Source organism: Rhodococcus sp. NPDC003322, from assembly GCF_053589555.1.
In genome coordinates this window covers 751703-763397 of the sequence record NZ_JBSFSC010000002.1, presented here as the reverse complement: position 1 = coordinate 763397, position 11695 = coordinate 751703, and the positions used below count along the sequence as shown (strand labels likewise).

10 protein-coding genes are annotated in these 11695 nt (G+C 72.1%); 4 read left to right on the top strand and 6 right to left on the bottom strand.

Annotation, left to right across the window (positions count from 1 at the left end; all coding sequences use genetic code 11):
- Window positions 1-202: 202 nt before the first annotated feature.
- Both ACWDUM_RS09845 and ACWDUM_RS09840 read right to left on the bottom strand, forming a co-directional pair.
- Window positions 203-2578, bottom strand: a complete 2376-nt coding sequence (locus ACWDUM_RS09845) for a DUF6049 family protein (RefSeq protein ID WP_450133835.1) — start codon at window positions 2576-2578, stop codon at window positions 203-205.
- A complete protein-coding gene (locus ACWDUM_RS09840) occupies window positions 2575-3156 on the bottom strand; it encodes an NUDIX hydrolase (RefSeq protein WP_450113842.1) in 582 nt (193 codons plus the stop codon). The genes ACWDUM_RS09845 and ACWDUM_RS09840 overlap by 4 nt, the downstream gene beginning before the upstream one ends.
- Window positions 3157-3259: 103 nt before the next feature.
- Between ACWDUM_RS09840 and ACWDUM_RS09835 the strand changes: the two genes are divergently transcribed.
- Window positions 3260-4705, top strand: coding sequence for a CCA tRNA nucleotidyltransferase (locus ACWDUM_RS09835; protein WP_450133834.1), 1446 nt, complete (start codon window positions 3260-3262; stop codon window positions 4703-4705).
- Here ACWDUM_RS09835 and ACWDUM_RS09830 read toward each other — a convergent pair.
- Both ACWDUM_RS09830 and ACWDUM_RS09825 read right to left on the bottom strand, forming a co-directional pair.
- Window positions 4702-5541, bottom strand: a complete 840-nt coding sequence (locus ACWDUM_RS09830) for a sulfurtransferase (protein ID WP_450133833.1) — start codon at window positions 5539-5541, stop codon at window positions 4702-4704. The two genes, ACWDUM_RS09835 and ACWDUM_RS09830, sit on opposite strands and share 4 nt — an antisense overlap.
- Window positions 5542-5563: 22 nt before the next feature.
- The gene (locus ACWDUM_RS09825; RefSeq protein ID WP_450133832.1) at window positions 5564-7132 is read right to left on the bottom strand and encodes a DUF4185 domain-containing protein; all 1569 of its coding nucleotides are present in this window, start codon (window positions 7130-7132) and stop codon (window positions 5564-5566) included.
- Window positions 7133-7288: 156 nt separating this feature from the next.
- Here ACWDUM_RS09825 and ACWDUM_RS09820 point away from each other — a divergent pair, with 156 nt between their 5' ends.
- Window positions 7289-7780, top strand: coding sequence for a hypothetical protein (locus ACWDUM_RS09820; protein ID WP_450133831.1), 492 nt, complete (start codon window positions 7289-7291; stop codon window positions 7778-7780).
- Between the two features lie 50 nt (window positions 7781-7830).
- Here the strand turns inward: ACWDUM_RS09820 and ACWDUM_RS09815 are convergent, their stop codons facing one another.
- On the bottom strand, window positions 7831-9162 hold the full coding sequence (locus ACWDUM_RS09815; RefSeq protein WP_450134193.1) for a hypothetical protein: 1332 nt from the start codon (window positions 9160-9162) through the stop codon (window positions 7831-7833).
- Between the two features lie 34 nt (window positions 9163-9196).
- On the bottom strand, window positions 9197-10180 hold the full coding sequence (locus ACWDUM_RS09810; protein ID WP_450133830.1) for an NAD-dependent epimerase/dehydratase family protein: 984 nt from the start codon (window positions 10178-10180) through the stop codon (window positions 9197-9199).
- A 147-nt stretch (window positions 10181-10327) separates the two neighbouring features.
- Here ACWDUM_RS09810 and ACWDUM_RS09805 point away from each other — a divergent pair, with 147 nt between their 5' ends.
- Entirely contained in the window at window positions 10328-11020 is a 693-nt protein-coding gene (locus tag ACWDUM_RS09805) for a TetR/AcrR family transcriptional regulator (RefSeq protein ID WP_450133829.1), read from the top strand.
- A gap of 56 nt (window positions 11021-11076) precedes the next feature.
- A complete protein-coding gene (locus ACWDUM_RS09800) occupies window positions 11077-11682 on the top strand; it encodes a YqgE/AlgH family protein (RefSeq protein WP_450133828.1) in 606 nt (201 codons plus the stop codon).
- Window positions 11683-11695 lie beyond the last annotated feature (13 nt).

Below are 11695 nucleotides of genomic sequence, written 5' to 3'. Positions count from 1 at the left end.
GGCCGGGACTGCGGCGGATACGGCTGCTGCGGTGGATACGGCCGCATCGGAGCGGGCGGCTGTCGCCGCGGATCCGGCGGCGGTCCGGCCGGGTTCCGCTCCCAGGGGGCCCGTGAGGGATGAGGCTGCTGGTCGCGACCGGTTTCGACCGGTTGCCGCGCCTGCTCCGGGCCGGTGCCCGGTGGTCGTCGCGTGCTGCCCGTCATCGGCCTTCGTACCCTTCGTCCGCTGGGTCCGGCTGACCCCGGAACCGGTGCCAGAGCCGCCGTCCCGCAAGCAACAACAGTAATGTGCCCGCGCCGCCGGTGATGATCGCCAGCAACTTGCCGTACGAGTTGGAGCGGACCGAGACGGAGGTCGATTCGCCCAATTCGCGGCCGTTCGCGGTGGTCAGTGCCACGTCGACGACCATCTTGCCGGTCTCCGTCACTTTTGCCGGGACCTGGAGCGCGCGGCTGCCGCGCGCAGGCAGCTGCTGGTCGCCGATGTCGGTGATCGTCATGCCCGGCGGTGCCGACAGCCGCAACCGCACGGTGATGCCGACCGGCAGGTCGTTGCGGGCGACGAACAGCAGTGGGCTCTGCTCGGAGGCGAGGGTGTACGCGCCACCGGGGGCGAGCACCGTCACCGAACCGTAGATCCGGCCGAGCGCGGCCTGCACCTGCGTGACCCGCTGTTCCGCGTCGATCGTCGCGACGTTCCGGTCGGCGTCGCGGCGCCCCGCGGTGCTCATCGCGCGAAGCAGGTCTTCCTCGAGCGGTCCGGTGAAATCGGTCGGGGTCAGCGCGGACTGGGGTTCGTACACCAGCGTCTCGGTCAGCGCGTCGATCTCGGGGGCCGCCGCGGTGACGTCCGTGGCGACCGCCGCCGGGGCGCCGTCCGCGGCCGCCTGGTCCGGGTAGTCGAGCTGCAGCGGCGGTGGCGCTGCGGGAAGGTCGAGCAGGTCAGGCACGGAACGGGAGGTCGCGAGCCCGGACCGCAGCATCGTCGACACCGTGGACAGCACCGCGCGGGCCTCGTCGCCGTCGGGTGTCCACTGCTGTGGCGGCACCAGCAGCAGGGAGCGGGGCGCCGCGTCGGCGAGCCGGGAGGCGGTGCTGCGGGCGGTCAACGATTCCCAGGTCATCGCTCCCAGGGCGTCCTGCAGGCGGGCGGTGCGGGAGTCGCCGGCCAGCTCGTAGCGGGCCGACTCCGGGGTGAACGTCGGGGTCTGCGGGCTCGCGCCGACGGCGGCCAACGCGGTGGCGGCGGCGACGTCGAACAGGGTCGCGTACAGCGGCCCGCCGTTATTGCCGCCCTCGAGTGGCACCTTCGCGACCGTGGTCGTGTCGGTGACCGCGTTCGCGGCCAGCAGTGTCGTCGGCCCCAGCCCCGGCAGGCCGGCCGCGGCGGCGGGGTCGAGCACGCCGGAGTCCGGCCACGTCAGACCCCGCACGGAGGTCACGCCGAGCACGCCGTCGACGATGTCGGCGGGCCGCTCGAGCGCGCGGGCGGTCAACGTCGCGTCGCCCACCCGGTGCAGTGCGGTCAGATCCGTCTGGGCGAACGGGACCGCGGTGACGCACATCCGGGACGCCAGGTCCCGGAGCCGGCCCAGCCACTCGCTCGCCGCGGTCTGCCCGGTGCCGTCGTGGGTGGGACCGGTCGGGTCGTCGGGATCGTCGACGACGAGGTAGCCGCGGGTCATGTTGGCCACCGTGACCAGCAGGTCCGGGTCGACGGCCAGGCACATGCTCCGCCCGAGCTGGCGGTCGCGGTCCAGGTCCTCGCCGGTGGCGAAGTCGGCGGCTGCGACGAGTTGTTCGAGCCGGCCACCCTGTGCCAGCGACGTGGCCAGCTCGTCGTCGACGAGCCGCACCTTCTCGTCGTTGGACCCGGGGATCCCGGCCGCCAGCCGCGGGCGGTCGGCGAGTGGCCACATCAGGGTTACCGCGACGGGATCGGTGGTCGACGGGGGTACCGGCCCGGCATCCGGGTCGGACGGGTCGGCGGCATCCGGGTCGCGGGGCAGACCCAGGACCGGGAGCAGGAAGCGGGCGTCGTCGAGGCGGGCGGCCCCGCCGTACTCGGGGGTGCCGTTGACGTTCACCAGCAGCGGGTACACGCCGGGCTCGTCGATGTCCAGGGACGACGCGTCCGACGACCGGAGCGGCAACGCGACGGTGAAGCGGGCGGACTGGCCGATCTCGAGGCGGTCCCGGATCTCGGCGAACGGTCCGACGATGTCGAACTCGTCCTGGTCGGCGGCGAGCACGGTGCGCAGCCGGTCCGATGTCGTCACCATCGGTGCCCGCTGCAACCGCACCTGGACGTCGGAGACCGCGCGATCGCCGACGTTGGCGACGGTGCCGGTGACCGTGACGGTCGGCGCACTGGACGTGGTCACGGTACTGGGGGTGACGGTGTCGACCGTCAGGGACACGAACTGCTGCGACTGCCCCGGGCGCGTGCCGGGCTGGGAAGTCGTCGGTGTCGTGGTCGTCGGAGCCGCGCCGGCGAGGGCGGGGGATCCGAGTGGGGCGGCGAGAGCCAGTGCAGTCAGGGTCGTCGCGGCAAGCCGACGTAGGGCCGTCCTCATCCGTTCTCTCGGGTCCCGTCGCCGACGTTCGAGGTGTCGTCACCGGTCGGGCCGGTGGCCATCCGCGCGATCAGCTCCCCGGCGACCTCTGCGAGCCGGCGTTCGTCCGCGTATGCGAGCCGGGACTCGAGCTCGGTCAGCGGCACCCACGCGACCTCGGTGACCTCGACGTCCTCGTCGGACAGTTCGCCACCCTGGAACCTCAGCAGGTAGTGATGCACGGTCTTGTGCACGCGCCGCCCCTCGGTGACGAACCAGTAGTCGATGCTGCCGAGCGAGGCGAGGATCGTGCCGCGGATTCCGGTCTCCTCCGCGACCTCACGCATCGCGGTCTGCTCGGCGGTCTCCCCCTGCTCGATGTGGCCCTTCGGCAGCGACCAGAGCAGTCGGCCGCGGCGGTCGGTGCGACCGATCAGTGCCGCGCACTGCAGTTCGCTCGGGCCGTCGAGCCCGTCGACGACGAGTCCGCCGGCGGACGTTTCCCGCACCGTGCGCATTCGCGGGTTCGGGCGGTCGCCGTGCCCACCGCGACGCCGCGGGTTGCGGCGGCTGCGGTTCGCGCGTTCGGCAGGAGACACCCAATCGATACTAGTTGTCGCGTGCGGGTGCTCCCGAATCCCACACCGGTGGACCGTCGGCGGGCTCGGGCCGTGGCTGCTCGGGTCGGTAAGCTGCACAGTCGTGGTTTCCCCAACTCCCGATGCCGAGCGTCGCGCGCGCCTGCTCGACGCAGCGACCGTCACCCTGCGCGGCCTGTCGGACGTGCTGACCCCGCTCGGGGCGCGCTTCGCCGACGCCGGGCACGAGCTGTACCTGGTCGGCGGCAGCGTGCGGGACGCGGTGCTCGGCCGGCTCGGCACCGACCTGGACTTCACCACCGACGCCCGGCCCGAGCAGGTGCAGGCGCTGCTGAAGGGGTGGGCGGACAACCAGTGGGACACCGGCATCGCGTTCGGGACGATCAGCGCGGCGAAGGCCGGTCAGCAGATCGAGATCACCACCTTCCGCACCGACGCCTACGACGGGGTGACCCGCAACCCGGAGGTCGTCTACGGCACCAGCCTCGACGAGGACCTGGTCCGCCGCGACTTCACCGTCAACGCGATGGCCGTGCGCATCGGCCCGTCTGGTGAGCAGGAGTTCGTCGACCCGCTCGGCGGGATGGACGCGCTGCTCGCCGGCGTCCTCGACACGCCGGCCGCCCCGGAGATCTCGTTCAACGACGATCCGCTGCGGATGCTGCGCGCCGCGCGGTTCGTCTCCCAGCTCGGCTTCACCCTGGCGCCCCGGGTGCACGACGCGATCGTCGCGATGGCCGACCAGATCGACCGGATCACCGCGGAACGGGTCCGCGCCGAACTCGACAAGCTGATCCTCGGCGAGTACCCGGGTGAGGGCATCGAGGTGATGTGCACGACGGGGCTCGCGGCCCGGGTGATGCCGGAGATCCCGGCGCTGACCCTCGAGATCGACGAGCACCACCAGCACAAGGACGTGTATCAGCATTCGCTGACGGTGCTGCAGCAGGCGATCGACCTCGAGGAGGGCGACCCGGACCTGGTGCTGCGCTGGGCGGCGATCCTGCACGACATCGGCAAGCCGGACACCAAACGCAACGAACCGGGCGGCGGGGTCAGCTTCCACCACCACGAGGTGGTCGGCGCGAAGATGGTGCGCAAGCGGATGCGGGCGCTCAAGTACTCGAAGCAGATGGTCGAGGACGTCTCCCGGCTGGTGTTCCTGCACCTGCGGTTCCACGGCTACGGCGACGGGCAGTGGACGGACTCGGCGGTGCGCCGCTACGTCACCGACGCCGGCGACCTGTTACCGAAGCTGAACAAGCTGGTGCGGGCGGACTGCACCACCCGGAACAAGCGGCGGGCCGCCAAGCTGCGGGCCAACTACGACGATCTCGAGGTGCGGATCGCGCGGATCGCGGAGCAGGAGGATCTGGCGCGGGTGCGCCCCGACCTCGACGGCAACGCGATCATGCAGTTGCTGGGCATCCCGGCGGGACCGGAAGTCGGCCAGGCGTGGACGTTCCTCAAGGAACTGCGCCTGGACCGTGGGCCCCTGCCCCGCGAGGAGGCCGAGGCCGAGCTGCTGAAGTGGTGGGCCGAGCGCTAACCGATCGGGCGGGCCGGGTCGGAGGTCCATTCCGACCAGGAGCCCGGGAACAGCGCCGCGTCGATCCCGGCGAGCCGCAGCGCGACGATCAGCTGGCTGGCGTTGATGCCGGAGCCGCAGTACGCGGCCACGGGCCGGGAGCCGTCGATTCCGGCTCGGGCGAAGCGGGCCCGCAGCTCGTCGGCAGACCGGAACCGGCCGTCGGCGGCGAGGACCTCCGTCGCGGGGACGTTCACCGCGCCCGGGATGTGGCCCGCGACCGGATCGATCGGCTCGACCTCGCCGCGGTAGCGCTCACCGGCCCTGGCGTCGACCAGCACCCCGTCGCGGGCCCGGTCCGCGGCCCCGTCGGCCGTGGTGGTCGGCAGCGCCGCGGCGGACAGGTCCGTTGCCGTGAAGGCGATGTCGCCGATCTCCGGTTCGTGGGAGCCCGTCTGGACGGCCCCTCCCGCGGACAGCCAGGCCGCCCAGCCGCCGTCGAGGACGGTGACCTCGGGGACGCCTGCGGCGGTGAGCAGCCACCAGGCGCGCGAGGCGGGCACGTTGTTCCAGTCGTCGTAGACCACCACGGGAACGCCCGCGCGGACGCCCCACCGACGCGCGGCCTCCGCGAGCCGGCCGCCGCTCGGCAGCGGATGCCGGCCGCGGCCGGGGACGCCGTGGTCGCTGAGCTCGGACTCCAGGTCCACATATGCCGCACCCGGAATGTGACCGTCGTCGAACTCGGTTCGCCCGTCCGGCCGGTCGATCCGCCATCGGACGTCGAGGATCACGATGTCCTCCCCTCGACCGAGCCGGGTCAGCAGATCGGCGGGGGCGATGATGTCGGCTGTCATCGCACCAGTGTGCCCTCGCCGGTCAGTTCAGCTGCGCGCGCATGAGATAGACGTTGTAGCTGTCCCATTCGGACATCGTGAAGTACAGGTCGTGTTCGGTGGACCAGGGGTGGATGAAGCCGCCGTACATCGCGGGGTAGTCGGCGGACCGGACGACGGGGACGCCCTTGGTCCAGGTGCCCTGCGGGCTCGTCGACTGCCGCAGGACGATCGCGCCTGCGACGGTGTCGAGGTAGCTCATCTGCCACAGCCCGCGCGCCTCGTCGTATCGCACCGACAGTTCGGCGGCGGTGTCGTGCAGGATCGGGGTGGGCCACTTCTCCCCCACCGGCGTCCACTCGCCGTTGACCCAGTACTGGTAGGCGGTCTTGTTGAGCACCTGGTCCTTCGCCACCCGGGCCACCGCGACGGTGCCGAGCCGGCCGTTGGGGGTGCCGAACAGGTAGACGTGGTCACCGGCCGGAACCATGCTCGCGACCTGGAAGTTGTTGAGCCCGAAGATGTTCTCCCATCGGGCGTACGGATCCTTGGTCCAGGTCCGGCCGTTGTCGTCGGAGTAGGCGATCCCGCCGTAGTTCGTGTACCAGAGTCCGGGGACGACGCTCCAGCGCCGGACGGACATGTAGCTCATGTACTGCCGGTCGCCGAGCGCGAAGCCGGAGGTAGGGATGGTGGTGGTCTCCCAGTTCTTGATCTTGCGGCTGCCGAGCACCTCGGCGGCGTGGCAGCGGCTGTCCTGCACCATCGAGTCGATGGTCAGCCCGTCGGACAGGTCGCGGTCGGTGCTGTGTCCCACCACGTTCGAGCGCCAGTCGGTGCCGTTGGCTCCGGGCGGGGTCCAGTCCTTGCCGAAGGTGTCGCCGAACGCGATCGTCACCTCTCCGGGCTTGGACTCCCAGGTGATGCCCAGGTCCGTGCCGTTGACCTGCCAGCGCTTGTCGGTGCGGTTGATCGAACCGTGTCCGGTCAGCTGCGCGACCAGGGAAGTGGATTCGACGCTAGCCGCGGGCGGGGCGGCGGTCACCGGTGCCGGTTCGACGGGCGGCGACTGCGGTGCCGGCGCCGGAGGAAGCGGCTCGGACGGACCGGGACCGGGAACGGGAATCGGGATCGGCTCGGGGTCGGGAGTGATCGAGAACCGCGGCACCGACGACCCGTTCGACCCGAGGGACGACCCGAAGGAGGAGCCGGTGGACCCGAGTCCCGACGACTCCGGCCCCGACGATTCCGATCCCGACGACGCCGAACCCGACGAGCCGGGGTCGCCGTCCGGTCCCTCGGGCGCAGGGTCGGTCAGATCCGGGCAGGGGTCGGCGCACGGGTCGGCGGGCAACGGCGCCTGCGGTACGCGGGTCTGGTCCTGCGGCGGGTCGGGCACCGGCACCGGCACGATCTGCGGCCACGGGTACCGGATGTCGATGTTGCCGGGGAGGGCCGGTCCGCCCCCGGCGGCCGCGGATGGGTCGAAACCGGTTTCACCGCAGGCGTTGGTCGGTACACTCGGGGCCGCGGACGCCGACGGTGCGGCCAGCAGTGATCCCGATGCGACGAGCGCGAGCGCACACAGCGGTGCTCCGATCCGGCGGTACATCGAGCCCCCTCTTCGGTCGGGTGGCCGTGACGGCCGGTCGGGCGAACGTGCGAGTCGAATCTAACAGCGCACGCCGAGACTCTCGCGCCACGTCGACCGTTCGACCGACAGCGCGGTGGAGCGGAACCGGCCGCGGCCGTAGTGCGTCCTACCCGTATGGACCTGGTGGAGTACGTCTTTGGAACGGGCGTCGACGACCCGCACGAGTGGGTGTCGACGGCGGACCTCGACCTGGGCGAGCCCGGCGGGTCGGACGCCGTCGCGCTCGACTTCGACGGGGACGGCCTGCGCGACGATGCGCTGTGGGATCGCGACGGTGACGGGGTGGCCGAGTTCTCCGTCCTCGACGCCGGATCGGAGTCGGTGCGATTCTTCACCGATCCCGACGGGTCGGGCACGTGGGCGGTCGAGGTCGACTCACCGACACCTCGGGGCAACCCGGTGCCGGCCGAATCCCCTGCCGCGGGGTCGCCGGAAGACACTCCGCTCGACACCGACGGCGACGGTACGGTCGACGCGGTGCTCGCGACCCGGGGCAGCGTCACCGAACTACAGGTCGACACCGATGCAGACGGCGGCATGGATCTGCTGCTGGTGGACTCGGACGGGGACGGAGTGCTCGACGTCTCGGGGCAGGCCGCCCGGTGAGTGAAACATACTGAGAAAGCCCTGTTTTCAAGGGCGATGGTGATGGGGGTTCAACCGGTGCGACGCGAGTTCGCGGCCACCGCGACGAGACCGAGCGTGTAGACGCCGACCCCGGCGTACACCAGCGCGGGGGTGCGGCCGTCGGGGGCGATCACCGTCGCCGCCGCGGCGAGCGCGGCGAGGAAAGCGATGTTGAAGACGGTGTCCTGGAGCGCGAAGACCTGACCGCGCCGGGTGTCGTCGATGTCGATCTGCATGGCTGCGTCCCCGGTGAGCTTGACGGTCTGCCCGGCGAGGCCGAGCAGGAACGCCCCGATCAGCAGTGACTGCTGGGTCAGGGCCGCGATGAGGGTCGCCTGGACGACGAGTGCGGTGGTCAGGCCGAGCACCACGGTGCGGGTGCGCCCGATCCGAGGGATCAGCAACGGGGTCGCGACGGCGGCGAGCAGCATTCCCGCCGCGGTTGCGCCGACGGCCACTCCGAAACCCGCCAGCCCGCCGGGCAGTGCGCCCTCGGCCGCCGGTGCCCGCAGCAACAGCACCATGATCAGTGTGTCGATTCCGAACACGATGCGGTGCGCGCCGATTCCGGTCATCGCAGTCGTGACGCCGGGCGCCTGCCACACCGCGGTGGCCCCGACGCGGAGCCCCGCGGCCACCGCCCGCGCCGCGGCGGCGGTGCCGCCCACACCTGAGGCGGCGGTGCCGCCCACACCTGAGGCGGCGGTGCCGCCCACGCCCCCCGCCGCGGAGCCCGCCACCACGGAGGTCGCGCCGGGCCCGAGGCGGTGCGGGGCGAATCCGGCGGCGGCGACGGCGCCGACCACCGAACCGAGTGCCGCGACCGCCACCGCGATCCCGGAGCTTCGGTCGCTGCTGCCGAGCAGGCCGATCACGGTCACCGCGGCGCCTGCACCGGCGGCGGAGACGCCGGAGCCGACGGTGGCGAGCACGGAATTGGTGGACACCAGCCAGGATTGGCGCACGACGTGCGGCAGGGACGCGGACACGCCGGCGAGGACGAACCTGCTCACCCCGACGGCGGCGAGGGCGAGGAGCAGGATCGGTGGATTCGGCGCGCCGGCGAGCAGACATCCCGCGGTGGCGAGGATCAGGGTGCCCCGCAAAAGATTTGCCCATTTCAGTACGGCCCGCCGGTCCCAGCGGTCGAGTAGTGCGCCGGCGAACGGGCCGATCAGTGAGTAGGGCAGCAGCAGGACCGCGAACCCGGCGGCGATGGCAAGGGGGTCGGTGTTCCGTTCGGGGTTGAACAGGATCGCCCCGCCGAGCGCGGCCTGGAACATGCCGTCACCGAACTGGCTGGCGAAGCGGACCGTGACGAGGCGGCCCAGGCCGGGGGTGGCGCGGATCGCCGCGCGCAGCCGGTGGTGCGGGCGTCCGGTTTCATCCGGTACGTCAGTGTTGCCCGCCGGAGTGTTGCCCACGGCCGGACCCTACCGCGACGGGCGCGGAGTCACGGTCCCGCCACCAGGCCACGGTGGTGGCCGCGGCCTCGGGCAGCGGGGTCGGCGTCAGGCCGAGCAGACGTTCGCTGCGGGTCGAGTCCAGAACGAAGGGCCGCTCGAACTGGTAGAGCATCTCGGCGAGTTCGCGGGTCGGTCCGTGCACCCGGCCGACCGCGCGCAGTGCCCAGCCCGGCAGCACGCCGACCTTCGGGTCCTCGACCCCGGCCCCGTCCGCGAACGCCTGCACCATCTGCCGCTGGGTCACCGCCGGTCCGGTCGGTGCGTGCAGCACCGAGTTCCACAGGTCCCGGTTGTCGGCGGCGGCGATCATCGCGGCGGCGAGGTCGGGCACGTAGGTGAACGAGTGCGGCACGTCGAGGGCGCCCATCACCCGGATCCGGCGGCCGGCGAGCAGCGTCGCGACCATCCGTTCGCCGCCGTGGGCCATCAGGGCGTGGGGGCCGAAGAAGTCGGAGGCGGCGACGCTGACGGTCGGGGTCGCGGACCGCTCCCGGGCCCGCAGGAGCTCCGCGCGGATTCCGAGCTTGCCGGTGGTTGCGGTGCGCGGGGTGTGCTCGGTGATCGGGCCGTCGACCGGCCCGTACGAGTACAGGCTCTCCGGGAACACCACGACCGCGCCGGCGCGGCCGGCGGCATCCAGCACCGCGGCCTCGGTGGACGGCAGCTCGCGGCGCCAGGCGGCGGCGGAGTAGGCGGATCCGTGGGTGCAGTGGAACACCGCGGCGGCGCCGTCGAGCGCGTCGTCGAGGGCGCCCGGCACCGAGACGTCGACGCGGCGGCGCTCGATCGCGGGGTGGTCGGGTCCGGAACCGGACCGGGTGAGCAGGCGGACCCGGTCGCCGCGATCGGCGAGTCGGGTGGCCACGGTCCAGCCGACCGGTCCGGCCCCGGTCACCACGTGCAGTGTCGACATGACGTTCTCCTTTGGTCGGGATTGCTGTCGGATTTCGTTTTAGAGAGCACTGCTCTCGTTTTGAGAATGCACCCCCGCCGCGCCAGAGTCAAGAGCAGTGCTCTCAAAAGTTGACAGTGCTCACGTTCAGCGGTCAGGCTGAACGACGTGACCGCCACCCCCCGCCAGCGCGCCCGCGAACGGACCCTCGCCGACATCACCCGCATCGGCCGGGATCACCTGGCCCGCGACGGGGCGGCGGCGCTGTCGCTGCGCGCTGTCGCCCGCGACCTCGGTGTCGTGTCCTCGGCCGTGTACCGCTACGTCGCCAACCGGGACGACCTGCTGACCCTGCTGGTCGTCGAGTGCTACACCGAACTCGGCGACGCCGTCGACGCCGCGCTCGCCGCCGTCGACACCGAGGATGCGCCGGACCGGCTGCGGGCACTCGGGCACGCGGTCCGCGAATGGGCGCTCGGCGAACCCGCCGGCTACGCCCTGCTGTTCGGCAGCCCGGTGCCCGGCTACCACGCACCCGCGGAGCGGACCACCGGTCCCGGAACCCGGGTGATCACCGCGCTCGTCCGGATCGTCGAGGACGCCCACCGCGCCGGAACCCTGCGCGCGGTGCTCTCCCCGCCGGTGGCCGAGTCGCTGCGTCGCGACGCCCGACGCATCCGCGCGGAGCTGGGCCTCGACCTGCCGGACGAGGCGCTGGCCAGGGCGGTGCTGCTGTGGGTGTCGCTGTTCGGCGCCGTGGGGTTCGAGGTGTTCGGGCAGTACGGCACCGACACGTTCTCCGATCCGCGGGCACTGTTCGATCACCACCTGACCGTGCTCGCCGACACGGTCGGCCTGTAGCGGAGGGCCGCCTCGGCCAGGACACGGGTCGGCCCCGGCGGTGCAATGATTGTGCGGTGGATCCCGCAGACGAACCCGACGACCGCACGGCCTCGACGGAACCCGTGGTGCGGCCGGGCAGCCTGCTGGTCTCCGCCACCGACCTGACCGAACCGGCCTTCCGGCGCACGGTCGTCTACGTGATCGAGCACAACGAGGCAGGCAGTCTCGGCGTCGTCCTCAACCGGCCCAGCGAGGCCGCCGTGCACACCGTCCTGCCGCAGTGGGCCGAGTTGTGCACCCGCCCGAAGGCCCTCCACGTCGGCGGCCCGGTCAAGCTCGACTCCGCCCTGTGCCTGGCCACGCTGCGGACCGGCGCGAACATCGACGGCGTTCCCGGCCTGCGCCGGGTCCACGGCCGCGTGGTGATGGTGGATCTGGACAGCGACCCCGACCAGGTGGGCAGCCACATCGAGGGACTCCGGGTGTTCGCCGGATACTCCGGGTGGACGATGGGTCAGCTCGACGGTGAACTGCAGCGCGACGACTGGATGGTCGTCTCCGCGTTGCCGTCCGACGTGATCGGACCGCCGCGCGTGGACCTGTGGGCGCAGGTTCTGCGCAGACAACCGCTCCCGCTCTCGCTGCTCGCCACTCACCCGATCGAGGTCGATCGCAACTGATCCGGCAGCGACA